This is a genomic window from Acinetobacter sp. CIP A162, assembly GCF_000367905.1.
Taxonomy (GTDB): Bacteria; Pseudomonadota; Gammaproteobacteria; order Pseudomonadales; family Moraxellaceae; genus Acinetobacter; species Acinetobacter lwoffii.
Window position 1 is genome coordinate 292,765 of sequence record NZ_KB849158.1, and the last position, 17,901, is coordinate 310,665.

General features: G+C 43.7%; 19 protein-coding genes. 7 read left to right on the forward strand and 12 right to left on the reverse strand.

Annotated elements, in window-relative coordinates:
• Positions 1–82 precede the first annotated feature (82 nt).
• Positions 83–565 carry a peptidylprolyl isomerase gene (gene slyD, locus F995_RS04030; protein WP_004278960.1) on the forward strand — a complete coding sequence of 161 codons (483 nt, stop codon included), beginning with the start codon at positions 83–85 and terminating at the stop codon, positions 563–565.
• Between the two features lie 166 nt (positions 566–731).
• Here the strand turns inward: slyD and F995_RS04035 are convergent, their stop codons facing one another.
• From F995_RS04035 to F995_RS04055, 5 genes are all read right to left on the reverse strand, one after another.
• Positions 732–1,505 carry a M48 family metallopeptidase gene (locus tag F995_RS04035; RefSeq protein ID WP_004645549.1) on the reverse strand — a complete coding sequence of 258 codons (774 nt, stop codon included), beginning with the start codon at positions 1,503–1,505 and terminating at the stop codon, positions 732–734.
• A gap of 112 nt (positions 1,506–1,617) precedes the next feature.
• Positions 1,618–1,926, reverse strand: coding sequence for a hypothetical protein (locus F995_RS04040; RefSeq protein WP_004645550.1), 309 nt, complete (start codon positions 1,924–1,926; stop codon positions 1,618–1,620).
• A gap of 160 nt (positions 1,927–2,086) precedes the next feature.
• Positions 2,087–3,406: an adenylosuccinate synthase gene (locus tag F995_RS04045; RefSeq protein WP_004278963.1), complete on the reverse strand. Its 1,320-nt coding sequence runs from the start codon at positions 3,404–3,406 to the stop codon at positions 2,087–2,089.
• Positions 3,407–3,476: 70 nt separating this feature from the next.
• Complete coding sequence (locus F995_RS04050; protein ID WP_004645551.1) at positions 3,477–4,643, reverse strand: ATP phosphoribosyltransferase regulatory subunit; 1,167 nt, start codon at positions 4,641–4,643, stop codon at positions 3,477–3,479.
• A gap of 206 nt (positions 4,644–4,849) precedes the next feature.
• A complete protein-coding gene (locus tag F995_RS04055) occupies positions 4,850–5,305 on the reverse strand; it encodes an Lrp/AsnC family transcriptional regulator (protein WP_004645552.1) in 456 nt (151 codons plus the stop codon).
• 147 nt (positions 5,306–5,452) lie between these two features.
• Here F995_RS04055 and F995_RS04060 point away from each other — a divergent pair, with 147 nt between their 5' ends.
• Together F995_RS04060 and F995_RS04065 are read left to right on the forward strand one after the other, a co-directional pair.
• The gene (locus tag F995_RS04060) at positions 5,453–6,202 is read left to right on the forward strand and encodes an AzlC family ABC transporter permease (protein WP_004645553.1); all 750 of its coding nucleotides are present in this window, start codon (positions 5,453–5,455) and stop codon (positions 6,200–6,202) included.
• The gene (locus tag F995_RS04065; protein WP_004645554.1) at positions 6,199–6,498 is read left to right on the forward strand and encodes an AzlD family protein; all 300 of its coding nucleotides are present in this window, start codon (positions 6,199–6,201) and stop codon (positions 6,496–6,498) included. The genes F995_RS04060 and F995_RS04065 overlap by 4 nt, the downstream gene beginning before the upstream one ends.
• A gap of 45 nt (positions 6,499–6,543) precedes the next feature.
• On the opposite strand, the gene F995_RS04070 is transcribed toward F995_RS04065, so the two are convergent.
• Positions 6,544–6,840, reverse strand: coding sequence for a hypothetical protein (locus F995_RS04070; protein WP_004645555.1), 297 nt, complete (start codon positions 6,838–6,840; stop codon positions 6,544–6,546).
• Between the two features lie 192 nt (positions 6,841–7,032).
• Positions 7,033–8,055, reverse strand: a complete 1,023-nt coding sequence (locus F995_RS04075) for a type I glyceraldehyde-3-phosphate dehydrogenase (protein ID WP_004645557.1) — start codon at positions 8,053–8,055, stop codon at positions 7,033–7,035.
• Positions 8,056–8,443: 388 nt separating this feature from the next.
• Here F995_RS04075 and alaS point away from each other — a divergent pair, with 388 nt between their 5' ends.
• The 3 genes from alaS to csrA all read left to right on the forward strand — a co-directional run bounded on the left by alaS (position 8,444) and on the right by csrA (position 12,987).
• The gene (gene alaS, locus F995_RS04080; protein WP_171056996.1) at positions 8,444–11,137 is read left to right on the forward strand and encodes an alanine--tRNA ligase; all 2,694 of its coding nucleotides are present in this window, start codon (positions 8,444–8,446) and stop codon (positions 11,135–11,137) included.
• Positions 11,138–11,201: 64 nt separating this feature from the next.
• Positions 11,202–12,482 (forward strand): aspartate kinase, encoded by a 1,281-nt coding sequence (locus tag F995_RS04085; protein ID WP_004278971.1) that lies wholly within the window; start codon positions 11,202–11,204, stop codon positions 12,480–12,482.
• Positions 12,483–12,732: 250 nt separating this feature from the next.
• A complete protein-coding gene (gene csrA, locus F995_RS04090) occupies positions 12,733–12,987 on the forward strand; it encodes a carbon storage regulator CsrA (RefSeq protein ID WP_004278972.1) in 255 nt (84 codons plus the stop codon).
• A 95-nt stretch (positions 12,988–13,082) separates the two neighbouring features.
• Here the strand turns inward: csrA and rnhB are convergent, their stop codons facing one another.
• Entirely contained in the window at positions 13,083–13,670 is a 588-nt protein-coding gene (gene rnhB, locus F995_RS04095) for a ribonuclease HII (RefSeq protein WP_004278973.1), read from the reverse strand.
• A 59-nt stretch (positions 13,671–13,729) separates the two neighbouring features.
• Positions 13,730–14,101, reverse strand: coding sequence for a hypothetical protein (locus F995_RS04100; protein WP_004278974.1), 372 nt, complete (start codon positions 14,099–14,101; stop codon positions 13,730–13,732).
• A gap of 217 nt (positions 14,102–14,318) precedes the next feature.
• Between F995_RS04100 and F995_RS04105 the strand changes: the two genes are divergently transcribed.
• Positions 14,319–14,882: a cytochrome b gene (locus tag F995_RS04105; protein WP_026055720.1), complete on the forward strand. Its 564-nt coding sequence runs from the start codon at positions 14,319–14,321 to the stop codon at positions 14,880–14,882.
• 43 nt (positions 14,883–14,925) lie between these two features.
• Here the strand turns inward: F995_RS04105 and F995_RS04110 are convergent, their stop codons facing one another.
• The 3 genes from F995_RS04110 to F995_RS04120 form a co-directional block, all read right to left on the reverse strand.
• Entirely contained in the window at positions 14,926–15,279 is a 354-nt protein-coding gene (locus F995_RS04110; RefSeq protein ID WP_004645560.1) for a hypothetical protein, read from the reverse strand.
• Between the two features lie 45 nt (positions 15,280–15,324).
• Positions 15,325–16,326 (reverse strand): adenosine deaminase, encoded by a 1,002-nt coding sequence (locus F995_RS04115; RefSeq protein WP_004645562.1) that lies wholly within the window; start codon positions 16,324–16,326, stop codon positions 15,325–15,327.
• A 76-nt stretch (positions 16,327–16,402) separates the two neighbouring features.
• On the reverse strand, positions 16,403–17,725 hold the full coding sequence (locus F995_RS04120) for an NCS2 family permease (protein WP_004645563.1): 1,323 nt from the start codon (positions 17,723–17,725) through the stop codon (positions 16,403–16,405).
• Between the last annotated feature and the right edge of the window lie 176 nt (positions 17,726–17,901).

A 17,901-nucleotide genomic window follows, 5' to 3' on the forward strand; every position in this document is an offset into this window, starting at 1 on the left:
GCGTTTTTTTGCTAATTTTAGTCTACAAAAATGCAATTTCACTTTATGATGTACCCTTAAAAAATTGAATGGATCAATTAACATGACTGCTATTGCAAATAACCTCGTGGTTTCTTTCCACTACACATTGACTAACGCAGAGGGTGAAACTCTCGACCAATCTCAAGGTGAACCACTTGCCTATTTGCACGGTGCAGGTAACATCATCCCAGGTTTAGAAAATGCGTTAGAAGGCAAAACTGTAGGTGAAAAATTCACTGTAAACGTTCCTGCTGCTGAAGGTTATGGGGAATACAACCCTGACCTAGTTCAAGAAGTTCCTGCGCAAATGTTCCAAGGCGTAGACAACATTCAGGCAGGCATGCAGTTCCAAGCTCAAACTGATGACGGCGTGCAAATCGTAACTGTTAAAGCAGTTGAAGGCGACAATGTTGTGGTGGATGCTAACTTCCCACTTGCTGGTCAAGACCTGACTTTCGAAGTTGAAATCGTATCTGTTCGTGAAGCTTCTCAAGAAGAATTAGATCACGGTCACGTACACGGTGTAGGCGGTCACCAGCACTAAGATCTTCTGATCTTGAGTGAAAAAAGGCAAAGTCTGACTTTGCCTTTTTTATTGCCTGAAAATAGCCCGTAGAATATTAACCACCCAATTAGCTATAAAAAAAGCAGAGCCATTGCCCTGCCTTTCCAATCCGATCAAGATCTCCTTTTACAGGATGATCAGTGGATTATTTTTTTTGGTTATAAATCTGCATCGCTGCTGGCAATTGTTGACGCATTTGCCCAATACGCTGACTATTCGATGGATGCGTAGACAGGAAGGTTGCACCACTGCCGCCACCAAGTTTGTTCATTTTTTCCCACAGGGTAATGGCTGCATTCGGGTTATAACCTGCGCGCGCCATCAGCATTAAACCGCCTTGGTCAGCACGGCTTTCCAAATTACGCGAGTATGGCAAGCCAATACCGATCTGACTACCCAATTGTGCGGCTGCAGCGCCACCTTGACCCACACCTGCTGCATTCAAGCCAATACCTAAAGCCAGATCAGTCAGGGCCTGAGCACCGATTTTCTGCTTAGAATGCTCTTCTAAGGCATGCACCATTTCATGACCCATAATCGCTGCAATTTCAGCATCAGTCAGATTCAGTTTATTCACGATACCAGTATAGAATACGACTTTACCACCCGGGGCAACAAAGGCGTTGACCTGGTCAGATTTGAGCACAGCCAATTGCCACTGGAATGCCGTACCAGTTTGATTCATCTGGTTAGCAACCGGTTTCAAACGGTTAAATACATTATTAATCCGCTTATAGGTCGCTGAACTGGTATCCAGTTGACCTTTGTTTTTCGCATCATTGACCATGGCATTATAGCTTTGGCTCGCAGATGCATTTAAGGTCGCAGTATCTGCCCCTGCCATATCGGCAATGGTGGTACAACCTGATAATGTGACGACTGTAGCAGCCGCCATACTCAATAAAAGTTTATTCTTCATTATAATTTACTCCACCTTGGCTCAAGGGCAATTTACATTGTAAAAATTATAAGTGAAAGCGCCCAGCAGCTAAACGCTTAATTCATTCATCTTCTTATAAATTATGTAATTTTTAAGCCAAATACTGTATCGCCAACCAATAAATCAAACAGATGAGATTTAAGCCCAGGTAAACCTGGCTGAGTGGTTTGATTTTCTGTTCAAGCATTTCGTCTTTACGTTTGAAATATAAAAAAGCATTTTGCAATAAAATAATAGGCACTAATATACAGGCGATTATGACACTCAGACCAATCAGCGCCGCATAAATCACTTCGGGATTTTGAGTTTGCGCACGAATAATCATCATGGCCATTGTTGGTGCCCCGCCCATCGCAAATAACAATGAATAAAACATGGTTGCCGATATATTTTTTTGCATCCTGCTGCTCATTTTTCTTTCTTTATATACCGCTATGTTAAAACACATCACGTGGTATTACCGATGCAACTTTAGTCTTGAAATACCTGCATAAATTCAGGATATAAAAAAACCCATCCGGAGATGGGTTTTTATCATTCAAGCTTTAATCAAATGAAGATTAAGCATCAAACGGGTGGCGAAGAACAATGGTTTCTTCACGGTCTGGACCTGTTGAAATGATGTCGATCGGACATTCAATCAATTGCTCAAGACGTTTTACATAGTTCAATGCAGCTTCTGGCAACTGATCCAGTGATTTCGCACCGAAAGTTGACTCAGACCAGCCTGGCATAGTTTCGTAAATCGGTTTTAAAGTTTCGAATGCAAGCGCATCAGAAGAACCAACACAACCAGAATCTGCGGCTTCATAACCCACACAGATTTTCACTTCTTCTAAACCGTCAAGAACGTCAAGTTTAGTCAGGCAAATACCAGAAAGTGAGTTTACGTCAACTGAACGGCGTAGGATTTCAGCATCGAACCAGCCACAACGACGTTGACGGCCAGTAGAGGCACCAAATTCATTACCAATCGTACCGAGGTGTTTACCAATCGCATCACCTGTGTCATTTGCAGCGTCATACACCAACTCAGTTGGGAATGGACCTGCACCTACACGCGTGGTGTACGCTTTAGTAATACCCAGTACATAGTCAAGGTGCAAAGGACCCAGACCTGAACCAGAGCTTACGCCACCAGCAGTTGTATTCGAAGACGTTACATACGGATATGTACCGTGGTCAACGTCAAGAAGTGAACCTTGCGCGCCTTCGAACATGATATTGTCACCGTTTTTACGGTAGTTATGCAATTCAGTGGTCACATCCACAACCAGTGGCGCAACAACTTTACGCCATTCGTCGCAAAGTGCCAGCACATCTTCCAGTTTAACTGCTTCAACACCGTAGTATTCAGTCAGCTGGAAGTTATGGTAGTCCAGAAGTTCAGTTAACTGAGCAGTAAGATGTTCACCACCACGTACTAGGTCAGCAACACGTACTGCGCGACGTGCTACTTTGTCTTCGTATGCAGGACCGATACCACGACCTGTCGTACCAATCTTCGCATTACCACGTTTTTTCTCACGCGCCTGATCAAGTGCGATGTGGTTCGGAAGAATCAATGGACAGTTTGGAGAAATGCGTAAACGTTCTTTAACAGGAACGCCTTCTTTTTCAAGAATGTCCATCTCTTTGATGAGCGCTTCAGGAGAAAGAACAACACCGTTACCAATTAAGCACAATACGTTTTCACGTAAAATACCTGATGGAATGAGGTGTAAGACAGTTTTCTTACCACCAACCACAAGAGTGTGACCTGCGTTATGTCCGCCTTGATAACGAACTACCGCTGCCGCTTGATCTGTGAGCAGGTCGACGATTTTACCTTTACCTTCGTCGCCCCATTGGGTACCAAGTACCACAACATTCTTGCCCATAATAGCCTCATTACATCATGCTGTTAAAGTTGAAAGCCCCGCTCAGCGACATGAACACTGAGCCAAGCAGTTAAATCGTTTTGACTGTCCACTCACCATTCGCATTCACCAGCAGGTGCGTTGCATATGGAATCGAGTTTAAATCATCATTACCCAGTAACTGAATTACACTTAAGCCTTGTGCGCGAATGTTCTGAATTGCATTCAGAAGTTCTGCATCAGTGCCTTTAGGTGCAACCACGACCTGTACCGCATCAAACTGACCTGCGCTTAAAGCATATAAGTCACAAGAGAAACCGGTTGCCGGACGCGCGCGGCCAAAATGCTCACCAATGCCATCATAACGGCCACCTTGTGCCAGTGCAGCTGCACGGTTCGGTGCATAGACTGCATACATCAGGCCAGTATGATAATGGTATGAACGTAATTCAACCACATCAATACCAATACTCAAGTTTGGCCAACGGGTTTGAACTTCATCTTTGGTGGTTTGCAAAACATTAAAAGCCTGCGTAAATGCTGGATTCGCCAACACTTCAGCACTTAAATGCGCTTGCAATGCATCCAGGTCGCTGGCATAGCGTCCAAGGGCATAAAAATCCTGACCAAATTTCAGGTCTGCCGTGAATTCTTCTAATTCTGGCAAAGCCTTGCGTTGGTATAAATCAGATAATTGCTGTTCAGCGACTTTGTTCAAGCCTGCTTGAGCCACCAGACTGCGGAATAAACCGACATGACCTAAGTCCAGATGAATACCATCTGCCAGACCTGTTTCCTGAATCAGACTGATCATCAAGTCGACCATTTCTACATCGGCATCGATGCTGTCTGAACCAAATAGCTCCGCACCTAACTGTAGTGGCGCACGCGAAGTGTTAAAACCGCGAGGCTTGGTATGCAGAACGGTTCCTGCATAGCAGTAACGTGCTACACCTTCCACTGGATGTACATGCGCATCAATACGAGCCACTTGTGGTGTCATATCGGCACGCACACCAAGCAAACGACCAGAAAGCTGATCGATTACTTTAAAAGTGGCTAAGTCTAAATCTTGATTCGATTCTGAGAGAGAAGATAGAGATTCGATGTATTCAATGAATGGCGTGTACACCAGCTGATAACCTCGAGATGCAAGGAAATCCAGTGATTTACGGCGCAGACTTTCAATAACTTGCGCTTGTTCTGGTAATACATCAGCTACACCATCAGGTAATAACCATGTCTCTGAAATGGGCATGTTGTAAACCTAAATTCTTGTCAGCGCGGAACGAATCCGCATAAAAAAATCGGGAGCACACCCGATTTCTCCTAGTCTAGCACGATAGTTTTGGCTGTGCATCGCAAATTTTATAATTTTCGCTACCTGATGAAATCAACAACAATTGTGTCAACTATCAGCATTTTAATGCACATTTAAAACAAATAGCATGAAAAAATCCGGCATTAAACCAAAGGCAATGCAGTGGTACTTTTGACCGTTTGCAATGGAATTTCAGTTTTTACACTTTGAATGCAGGGAATTTGGGTTAAATGATGAATCTGAAATTTACGATAGGCATCCAGATCAGCCACTACAATTCTTAAAAAGAAATCACAATCGCCCGCCATTAGCTGGCACTCGACGACTTCTGGCATTTCCTTGATCGCTTCGACAAATTGGTCGACCACGGCAGCTTCTTGAGACTTGAGCCAGACGCGTGCAAAGACACTCATCGCCAAATTGACCTTTTGCGGATTCAGCAGCGCGACATATTGCTCAATCACACCATCATCTTCCAGCTGTTTTACCCGTCTTAAACAGGGTGATGGCGACAAGCCAATCAGTTGAGCCAGTTCATTATTTTGCAGTTTTCCATTCTTTTGCAGCTCATGCAGAATGCGTTTATCTATTTGATCCATATCTATGCTTTGGCATTTAAAACCTCTTAAACTTAATTTAGCGCAATTTAATTTCAAATAAAACTCAAACCTCTTTCACTACAACAGCAAATAGCCTGAATATCGCCATAAAATATGGTTTAGTTTTGCAGTACCCAGGTCATTTCCATGCTTTTGTTCAGACAAAGCACCGCAGCAATAGTTGCCCCTACCGATTTCAGTGAATTTCAACGTGGCATGAAAGATTCTATTCCCATGCTTTTAGGGATTATCCCCTTTGCGCTGGTGTTGGGTGCGACGGCAGTACAGAAGAATTTCAGCTTGCTCGAAGTGCCTTTACTGACAGGATTAAACTTTGCCGGCGGTTCTGAATTTGCCATTCTGGAAGTCTGGAGCAGTCCACCAAATTTACTCATGCTGATGTTCATTACCTTTCTGGTAAATAGCCGGCATCTGTTGATGGGCGCCAGTTTGGTGCCGTATTTAAAGCATCTTCCGAATCGTAAAGTTTTTCCGGCGCTGTTTTTTATGGTCGATGAAAGCTGGGCACTCGGTCTGGCTGATGCACAAAGGAAACAGGCGCAACTGGGTTATCGTGCTGCGTTTAGCATGCCTTATTATGCCGGCCTGTGTTTTTGCCTGTACTTGATGTGGGTCGGATTTACCACACTCGGGGCCATGCTTGGACCTGTATTAGGCGACATCAACCGTTTTGGTTTTGATATGGCCTTTCCTGCTGTATTTCTGGTGTTACTAAGAAGTATGTGGAAAGGTTTTGAGGCTGCCCGGCCATGGCTGGTCAGTTTAGTCTGTGCGGCTTTGGCTTATTTATATTTACCTGCGGGCTGGTATGTGCCGATTGGCGCCTTGTCTGGAATCGCTTCGGCATTTTTCCTGATTCAAGAGGATCAAACATGATCCAGATGAGCACCTTGGTGGCCATTATTCTGATTGCTGCGACCACTTATTTAACCCGGATCTTGGGCTATGTCTTGTTAAAAAATAAAACACTAACACAGCGCCAGCGAAAAATTCTGGAAGTAGTCCCCGGCTGCGTGCTGATTTCAGTGATTGCACCCTATTTTGTACGCGACCATCCTGCAGACCTGATCGCCTTGGCTTTAACGCTGTTCGCTGCTACACGTTTTGGATTATTACCGACCGTCGCCATCAGTATGGTTTCTGCCGCAGTTTTAAGAATTTTAAGCGTCTAATACTTAAACAAAACCCCTTTAAATGTATCTCTAAAGGGGTTTTGTCTATTTTTGTGGATCAACCACTTTGGTGAGTAAACTGACCAGCTCGGCATTTTGTAATTCAACCTGCTGAAGTTTGGCTGTGGTCTGATCCAGTACTTCCTGCTGCACATGCATTTTTTTGGCTAGATCCTGCATGATTTCCAGGGTCTTTTTTAAATTCTCTTCCAGATGCACAATTTTTTCTTCGACTGGCACGCCTTCCACGCTACGTGGTTCATCATTCTGATTAAACTGCAGCCAGATCAGAAAAATCACCGCCAAAGTCAGCAGTATAATAAATCCCCAAACCACCATCATGTGCTTGCTCTTATTTCATTTTATTGTCTTTATCTTAACGAAAAATGCTGCGGATAACGTAAATAATTCAGCCTCAATTCCTGATTTTCGATCAATTACCAGCAAATTCTCTTAAAACATGGCTTGTAGAATATTTACAGGCAAGAAAAAAGCATCGTATCTTGGTGCTTTTGAGGTTTAGATGACCCGAACTTAATGAAATGATTCACATAAATCCAGCAGACGGTTGGCATAGCCCCACTCGTTATCGTACCAGGCAAAGACTTTAGCTTGATGCCCGACCACCAGAGTCTGGGTCAAATCCACAATCAATGAATATGGGGAATGATTAAAATCGCTCGATACCAAAGGCTCATCCGTCACGGCCATGATTTCCGCAAAATCCTGCTGGGCAGCCTTGATCAGCACTTCATTCAGCTTGTGATCGGTGATCGGTGACTGGGAGACAAACGTCAAATCAATCGCGGCCACATTAATGGTTGGCACCCGAATTGAATAACCATCAATACGATCTTCCATTTTTGGCATGACACGCTTTAAGGCACCGAGTGCGCTCGAAGTGGTCGGAATGATGTTATGGCCCGAGGCACGTGCACGTCGCAAATCACGATGTGCATGATCCAGTACCGACTGATCCGCCGTAACAGCATGGATTTCGGTCATCAGGGCGCTACTGATGCCAAATGCATCATCAATAATTTTGACCAGTGGCACCAAAGCCTGCGTAGTACAAGAAACACTGGAAATGATCTGGTCCGATGCTTTGACTTCATGATGATTGACACCATAGACAATTGCGGCATCGACCGTATCAAAAGGTGCTGCGCCGATAATCACACGTTTCGCCCCTGCGCCAATATGCTGGGTCGCGGCTTCACGAGAACGGAATAGCCCAGTACATTCAAGCACTACATCTACCGTCAAGTTTTGCCAAGGCAACTTAGCCGGATGCGACTCACACAAAACCTGTACTTTTAATGCAGTATCTTGATAGCTGATATGCATATAGATATGTTCAGCATCATAGCTGAGATCCACCTGCCCCGGAAAACGGCCATGGGTCGAGTCATATTTAAATAGATGGATCAGGGTTTCAACATCGGCAATATCGTTAATGGCAACGATTTCAAAATTAAAATCTTTCGGATTTTCAAACCATGCGCGCAGTACATTCCGTCCAATACGCCCAAATCCATTGATTGCCACTCGTTGCATGACTCGACCTTTTATATGCCTATTTTAAAACTCTTCTATGTTAAAGGATTTCTGGCGCCGTACATTAAAAAACTTCAGAGAAAATACTGATTTTCGATTATTTTATTTCTGATCCATCCGTCTGTATCTGGGTCATTTAAAATTCCAGTTATTTTTAATGTGATGGATATCCACGAATTCTACTGTGGGAAAATTCAATTTAATTATTCAGCGAAAAACCTGAGTAAATAAATCCTTCGCAATTGGTTTTAAAATGATTGGTGCCTACTGCTTTTTCCGTTATAATTTGGCGTTTTAAATTTTTAAGCCCCGCATTGCAGCAGAGCTCTTGTATGCTTGTCAGACTGTGGTGTTTTAGCCAAATCGGAAATTATGGAGTGACTTGGTTGTGAGTACTCGTTTTATGACATCAGCTGAAATTCGTGAAGCATTTTTGCGTTACTTTGAATCGCAAGGGCATACACGTGTCGCGTCGAGTTCTCTAGTACCTGCCAATGACCCAACTTTGCTGTTCACCAATGCTGGTATGAACCAGTTTAAAGATTGCTTCTTAGGTCTAGAAAAACGCGATTATGTACGTGCAGTGTCATCACAAAAATGCGTGCGCGCAGGTGGTAAGCACAACGACTTGGACAATGTAGGTTATACAGCACGTCACCACACTTTCTTTGAAATGTTGGGTAACTTCTCCTTTGGTGATTACTTCAAACGTGATGCGATCAAATTTGCCTGGGACTTTTTGACTAACGAAGAATGGCTTGGTCTTCCTAAAGATAAACTCTATGCAACCGTTTACCACACCGATGATGAAGCCTTTGACATCTGGAACAAAGAAATCGGTCTAGACGCTTCGCGCATTATTCGTATTGGTGACAACAAAGGCGGTCAATACGCATCAGATAACTTCTGGGCAATGGGTGACACCGGTCCTTGTGGTCCATGTTCTGAAATCTTCTTTGACCATGGCGATCATATCTGGGGTGGCTTACCGGGTTCTCCTGAAGAAGATGGCGACCGTTTCATTGAAATCTGGAACAACGTTTTCATGCAGTTCAACCGTACTGCGGATGGCGTATTACACCCTCTTCCAGCACCTTCTGTGGATACAGGTATGGGCTTGGAGCGTATTTCAGCTGTTCTTCAGCACGTTAACTCAAACTACGAAATCGACCTGTTCCAGCACTTGCTAAAAGCTGCTGCTGAAATTATTGGTTTAGATACGTCTGAACTTGAAGCAAAAGCACAAGCAGAAAACAAACCAGTTGAATACCCTGCTTCACTTAAAGTTGTTGCTGACCATGCACGTTCATGCTGCTTCCTGATTGCTGATGGCGTAAACCCATCGAACGAAGGTCGTGGCTATGTATTGCGTCGTATCATTCGTCGTGCAGTACGTCACGGTAACAAACTAGGTGCGACTGGTTCGTTCTTCCACAAAATGTTGAAGCCACTGATTGAAGTGATGGGTGCAGCATATCCTGAACTTGCAGCCAACCAGGCACGTATCGAAGCGCAACTTCTGAAAGAAGAAGAGCAATTTGCTAAAACACTTGAGCAAGGTCTGAAATTGCTTGAAGGCGAATTGGCGCAGTTAAAAGGTTCTGTAATTCCGGGCGAAGTAGTATTTAAACTTTACGATACTTACGGTTTCCCGACTGACTTGACTGCTGACATCGCACGTGAACGTGACTTAACCATTGATGAAGCTGGTTTCGAAACTGAAATGGCTGCACAGCGTCAACGCGCACGTGATGCAGGCAAATTCGCAATCGACTATAATTCTGTTGTGAAAGTCGAAGGTGAAACTCAGTTTGAAGGTTACGATGCAACTGCGGGTCAAGGTCAAATCATCGCAATCTACAAAGATGGCGAGCAAGTTGACGAAGTGGTTGAAGGCGACGAAGCACTGATCGTACTTAACCAAACACCTTTCTACGCAGAAAGCGGTGGTCAAATCGGTGATACAGGACTCTTCAAAAACGATACTGGTATTTTCGAAGTTCAAGATACCAAGAAATCTGGTGGTGCATTTGTACACCAAGGTATCGTGACTATGGGTAACTTGAAAGTTACTCAAAATGTAGAAGCAACGGTTAAAGCAGACATTCGTGCAGCAACGGCACGTAACCACTCTGCGACTCACCTGCTACATGCTGCATTACGTCAAATTTTAGGTTCACATGTACAGCAAAAAGGTTCATTGGTTGCATCTGACGTGTTACGTTTTGACTTTGCCAACGACCAGCCTGTAAGCTTTGAACAGCTGCAAGAAATTGAACGTTTGGTCAATGCTGAAGTGATTGCCAATACTGCGGTGTCTACTGAACTTCTGGATATCGAGTCTGCGAAAGCTAAAGGCGCGATGATGCTGTTTGGCGAGAAATACGGTGACGAAGTACGTGTACTGTCTATGGGTTCAGTGATTGAAGAGAAAAACTTCTCAATCGAACTTTGCGGTGGTATTCACGTAAAACGTACCGGTGATATCGGTCTGTTCAAAATCACCTCTGAAGGTGGTGTGGCAGCCGGTGTACGTCGTATTGAAGCAGTAACAGGCACTAAAGCAGTTGAAGTTGCGCAAAAAGCCGATCGCGATATCAATACGATTAACGGTTTGCTCAAAGCACAAAAAGACCAGACTTTAGAAAAAGTTGAAGCGTTGGTTGATACTGCATCGAGCTTGCAGAAACAGATCGAACAACTCAATCAAAAACTTGCTAGCCTGCAAGCCGGTGAACTTCTAAGCCAAGTTCAAAGCATTGCAGGTCGTGCAACCTTGATTACAACTGTTGAAAACATGGATGCGAAAGCACTTCGCAACCTGCACGACGGTGTGAAATCAAAATTAGAAAATGCAGTGATTGTTCTGGCAGGTGTAGAGGGTGACAAGGTGAGCTTGATCGCATCTGTGGCAAAAGACTTTACTGCTTCTATTAAAGCAGGTGACATCATCAAACATTTAGCGAATGAGCTAGGTGGTAAAGGTGGTGGTAAACCTGACTTGGCACAAGGTGGCGCGCCACTTAACGAGAAGTTTGCTCCAGTGATGGCAGATTTAACTGCCTGGCTTGCAGCAAAATAAAACTTCAATTTTGTGTAACTGACCCTGATAGGTACATCAGGGTCATGGCTTATATGGAACAACTATGGCATTAATCGTTCAAAAATATGGCGGTACCTCTATGGGTACTCCCGAGCGCATTTTAAATGTTGCTCGTCGTGTAAAGCGCTGGCATGACCACGGCCACAAGGTAGTGGTAGTGGTATCAGCAATGAGTGGCGAAACCAATCGTCTGCTTGCTTTAGCGAAGGCCATTACCGAAACCCCTGACCCACGTGAACTAGACCAAATGGTATCTACGGGTGAACAGGTTACGATTTCTATGTTAGCAATGGCGCTGAACTCAATTGGAGTTGAAGCAAAATCACTAACAGGTCGCCAGGTTGGCATGAAAACCGACAGCTCATTCAATAAGGCACGTATCGAATCCATTGATACTGAAGTCCTGAACTCAAATCTGGATGCAGGCCGCGTACTTGTCGTTGCCGGTTTCCAGGGTTTTGATGAACATGGCAATACCACCACTTTAGGGCGTGGCGGTTCTGATACTTCAGGTGTTGCAATTGCTGCCGCACTCAAAGCAGATGAATGCCAGATTTATACCGACGTTGACGGTGTATATACCACCGATCCACGTGTTGCACCAAAAGCAAAAAAAGTTGATCGTATTTCATTTGAAGAAATGCTTGAGATGGCGTCACTCGGTTCTAAAGTCCTGCAAATTCGTTCAGTTGAATTTGCTGGTAAATACCAGGTGCCTTTACGCGTATTATCAAGCTTCGACAATGACAACGATGGCGCATTCGACGAAGAGTTTAAGCAAAACGTTGGTACACTTATTACGACTGAATTGGAAGACAACATGGAACAGCCAATTATCTCCGGTATCGCATTTAACCGTGACGAAGCAAAATTAACTATTTTAGGTGTGCCTGACGAACCGGGTATTGCTTCTAAAATTTTGTGCCCGATTGGTGATGCCAATGTTGAAGTGGATATGATTATCCAGAACGTTGAAGAAGATGGTACAACTGATTTCACTTTTACTGTGAACCGTGGCGAATTAAATAAAGCCAAAGCCATTCTTGAAGCAACTGCTCAAGAAATTGGTGCGCGTGAAGTTGCGACCCGTTCAGATATCGTAAAAGTATCAATTGTAGGTGTAGGCATGCGTTCACATGCCGGCGTGGCAAGCAAAATGTTCACAGCTTTGGCAGACGAAGGCATCAACATCCTGATGATCTCGACGTCTGAAATCAAGATTTCTGTGATCATTGAAGAAAATTATCTTGAACTTGCGGTTCGTTCATTGCATACCGCATTCGGTTTAGACCGTGAACAAGGCGAATCTAGCGCACGTGCTTAAGCGTTAAGACAGAATATTGTCATTGTTTGACAGTATTTTATAAAAGTCTACAAAAATGCAGAGCCACTATAGTTTTTTTTATAGTGGCTCTGTTATATTAAGCCTGAGGATTTTTAACCAGCTGAGATAGATTAAAATCTTTCACCCAGATGACAGAATTTCTATCCAGATCTTATTTTGTAATTTTTGGTTGTGCTTTTTGTTTTATATTCAATAGATTGCAGGTTTTGCATTTTGCAAGGAGAAAAACATGCTGATTCTGACTCGACGCGTCGGGGAAACTTTAATGATTGGTGATCAAGTCAGTGTGACTGTGCTTGGTGTAAAAGGTAACCAGGTTCGTATCGGGGTAAATGCTCCGAAAGAAGTCTCTGTGCACCGTGAAGAGATTTACCAGCGTATCCAGCATGAACGTGCAATGCATGAACATCTTCAACATATCGATCAAGATTACCAACCTTCTTATGAAGACGATAGCCAGACACAAAATAACTTTAACCGTTAATGTTTGTGCGAAGAATAAAGCGGCTTTTGAGCCGCTTTAAATTTGTCTAAATTTTATACAAAAATATTAAATACTTAGATAATTTAAAATAAAACTTAAAGTTCTGCACCCTGCTGTAATGCTGCAATCACCTTTTTTACCGGCCCAAAACTGCGACGATGCTCATCAATCACGCCATGTAAGGCAATCGCTTCAAAATGTGCCTTGGTCGGATAACCCTTGTGCTTGGCAAAGCCAAATTGCGGATGCTTCTGGTCCATCTCGATCATCTGATGATCACGGGTTACTTTCGCCAGAATACTGGCTGCTGAAATTTCAGCATGCAGTGCATCACCACCCACCACGGCATCACAGCTCATAGCAAGGCCCTGTGGAATCTTGTTGCCATCGACCAATACATGCTCAGGCTGAACTGGCAAAGCTTCTACAGCACGGCGCATGGCCAGCAAAGAAGCTTGCAAAATATTATGTTCATCAATCTCTGCCGCAGAAGCCTCAGCAATGGCCCATGCCAGCGCTTTTTCCTGAATCTCGATAAAAAGTTTTTCACGCTTCTTTTCAGTGAGTTTTTTAGAATCATTTAAACCCTCAATCGGGTTGTTCGGATCCAAAATAACTGCCGCAGCGACCACCGAACCCACTAATGGCCCACGCCCTGCTTCATCTACACCCGCAATCTTCATGTCTATTTTTCCATAAAAAATAGGCTGAACCAGTCAGCCTATTTCAATTTAATCTTGGCTTAGTTTACAGCTTCAGCTACACAAGCGTTAATGGTTTTTGCAACCACATTGCCGACAATCGTCGCACGTGCTGCCGGGTCAATCGCTGCAGTCGCCAAATCTACCGCTGTTACGCTTTGGGGTGCTTTTTCACTGACACAGCCACAAATTTCAGTCTGGATATTCTGCTTTTGGGTCGTAGTCATTAGACGTGTAGCTGTTTGCCATGCTGGAATATTATTCAGCTCAGTCGTACATTTTGCATTGATCGCGATTTTAAGCGCAGCCCCACCCAGCTGTTGAGTCGTGGTTTGCGTTTCAGGGCTGCCTGTTGTTGCACAAGCAGATAAAACCAAAGTAAGCGGAGCAAGTGCAGCCAATAATTTTTTCACAGATCTGTTCCTTGTTTATTCATATATGAAGCGTGACGCTATTGTGCCGAAATTCACCTGAATAAGAAATCTATAAATCATCCTGAATGTTTAATCTGCACCCAGCCATTTCAATGGATGTTGCATGAAAGCCACCATAGCGTTGCAGATTTGGAATTGCTGGGCTGATTCGCCCTTTGCTAAGGTGCATCCATCTTTGAGGGCAATCGAAAATCACATGGAAAAAGTACAATATTACACGCGCACGGCACAATGGTTGCACTGGATCATGGCAGTTATCTTTATTGCGGCCTGGCTGATTGGTTTTTATAGTGGGAATTTTTTAAGTTATGAGGTCGATGGCAGCTTTAAAGGCGATGTCATCACCCTGCATAAAAATATCGCCACCACCATTATTTTCCTGTTGGTTGTGCGAATTTTCTGGCGTTATACCCATCCTGCCCCTGAACTACCGGACACTATGTCACCCCGGATGAAAACTTTGGCACATGCAGGTCATCTGGCTTTGTATTTTATGCTGATTGCTCTACCTGTCACCGGCTGTTTATATAGCTGGAGTCTGGGCTATCCAGCACCAGTGCTATATTTATTTAACCTGCCGGCACTGATTGCAGAAAATCCGGCTGTAACCGCGATCGTAAAACCCCTACATATCTGGCTTTCCTGGGCAGTTGGCTTACTTTTAGTTGGACATATTTTCGCAGCACTGAAACATCATTTTATCGATAAAGATCATGTACTCAACAGCATGACCCGACAATCCAAATCTTCTAAAAAATAATCTGCAAAACCACACTCAATCAGCTTTCATTGCAAAACTGATTTTATTTTAAGAACTCGGTCATGCAGCCTTTCAGACTGTTTGCAATAGCCTGTTGCGTGAGTTTTGACTTTACTTCTTCATCCAGAGTCGCTTTCAGTAAAGTGCTTGCCGGAATATCCTTGAGTGCATGCTCACCTACACATGAACAGACATTCTGTTCAAGTTCAGCTTTATTTTTGTCCTGCATAAAATAGGTCGAGGCAGTCCAGAATTTAGATGCTTTCAATTCTTTTGCACATTGGTATTCAATCACGGGTTTTAAAGTACGCTGTGTCAAAGTCATATCCGCATTTGAGCAAGCAGATATCAACACGCTACTGATGAGCAGAATTATATTTTTCAATTTCATATCCATCTATAAAAACAAAGGCAGAGCGAACCCTGCCTTTTATTTAAAAACTTAAACCAGGGCACGGATCTGGTTGATCCATTGCTCTTTTTCAGTATCGGTAATAAAAGAGGCTTCAAATGAGTTAATGGCCAACTGCTTGAGTTCCTCATTGCTTAAATCCAGTGCTTCAGCAATGGCAATAAAATTGTCATTCATATAACCACCAAAATAAGATGGATCATCTGAATTGACTGTAACGTGCACGCCTTGTTGCAAGAGGCGACGGATATTATGCTGCTGCATATCATCCACGACGCAGAGTTTCAGGTTTGACAATGGACAAACCGTCAGTGGCATCTTCTCTGCAATCAGGCGCTGCATTAACGCCAGATCTTCTTCAGAGCGTACACCATGATCGATACGATTCACTTTCAGCAAATCTAAAGCTTCCCAGACATAAGCTGCCGGGCCTTCTTCACCTGCATGCGCTACAACCAAGAAACCTGCTTCACGTGCTTTAGCAAAGACACGCTCAAACTTTGAAGGTGGATGCCCTACTTCACTTGAGTCCAGACCGACCGCAATAATCTGGTCTTTATAAGGTAAGGCCTGTTCCAGTGTTGCAAAAGCAGCCTCTTCACTTAAATGACGCAAGAAACACATAATCAGATGTGAACTGATGCCAAGTTTAGCTTTGGCATCATCACAGGCTTTTTGCAAGCCGTTGATCACGGTTGAAAAAGCAACGCCACGGTCGGTATGGGTTTGTGGATCAAAGAACATTTCAGTATGCACGACCCGGTCTTCAGCACATTTTTCAAAATACGCCCAAGCCAGATCATAAAAATCCTGTTCATGAATCAATACAGCTGCACCAGCATAATAAATATCCAGGAACGACTGAAGATTATGAAAGTTATACGCCTGTTTAACTTCTTCAACAGATTTATACGGGATGGCAATTTTATTACGCTGAGCGATCGCAAACATTAGCTCAGGCTCAAAAGTGCCCTCAATATGAACATGAAGCTCAGCTTTTGGCAAAGCTCGAATCAACTCAAGACGGTTCATCGCTTCTCCTCATGAAACCTAAAATAATAAAAAAAGGGTGCAAACTGAGTTTACACCCTTTCCAAATCTAGAAAAATTAGCCGCCAAATAGTGCGAATTTAAGCGTCCATAGTACTGCAATAATCCAGACCATATACGGTACAGTTGATGCCTTACCGGTTAACAATTTGATCAGTGCATAGCTAATGAAGCCCATCGCAATACCATCCGCAATCGAATAGGTAAATGGCATAAATACAATGGTTAAAAATGCAGGGACTGCTTCTGTAATATCTTCCCAGTCAATATGCACGATACCTTGAATCATTAAGACACCGACAAATAACAGCGCTGGCGCTGTTGCAAAGCTTGGTACAGACTGTGCCAATGGTGCCAGGAACAAACAGGCAACAAACAGGATACCGACTACGACAGCAGTTAGACCTGTACGGCCACCGGCTGCTACGCCTGCAGAAGATTCAATGTATGGTGTAGTCGATGAGGTACCTAAAGCTGCACCTGCAACAATTGCAGAAGAGTCAGCAAAAAGTGCTTTTTTCAAACGCGGCAGTTTGCCATCTTTCAACAAGCCTGCACGGTGTGAAACACCTACGAGCGTACCGGTTGAGTCAAACAGATCAACCAGAAAGAAGACAAAAATCACGCCAATTAAACTGGCAGTGAACAGACCTTCAAAGCTCATTTGCATAAATGTAGGTGCAATCGATGGCACTGCGCCAACCACACCTTTAAATTCACTCAGACCCAATGCTGCTGAAATACCGGTTAACACCAAAATACTGATGATGATCGCACCACGCACTTTAAAGTGATGCATCACAACAACCAGAAGGAAACCAAATAATGCAAGTAAAACCGATGGTTGTTTTAAATCACCCAAACCTACCAATGTAGCGGGATTATCCACAATCAGGCCGGCATTTTTCAAAGCAATCAGCGCAAGGAATAAGCCAATACCACCACCGATGGCCAGTTTCAGCGACATTGGAATCGCATTTACAATGGCTTCACGGATTTTGAACATGCTGATCGCAATAAACACAAGACCCGAGATAAACACAGCCCCAAGTGCTGTTTGCCAAGGCACACCCATTCCCAAACATACGGAATAGGTAAAAAAGGCATTCAAGCCCATGCCTGGTGCAAGTGCAATTGGATAATTTGCAATCAAGCCCATGACTAAACAGCCAATCGCGGCTGCAAGACAGGTTGCTACAAAGACAGCCCCATGATCCATCCCCGTTTCGGACAAAATCATCGGATTGACAATAATGATGTAACACATCGTTAAGAATGTAGTTACACCGGCAAGAACTTCTGTACGGAAACTGGTTTTGTTTTCACTCAGTTTAAACAGACGTTCAAGCATACTTTCTGAAGATGGATTAGGAGTCGTCATGACCTAGCCCCTATTGAGTAAACTTAATGCTTTAAGCAAGCCGTCAAATAAATGAAATTTTATAAAAAAAATTCATCAATTTTAAGGATGTGTTAGCAACGAATATGCCAGCATAGCCATTTGACGGGTTAAAATGTTGGAACAGCTTACAGCCCCAGGGCTATGCTATAAAAACC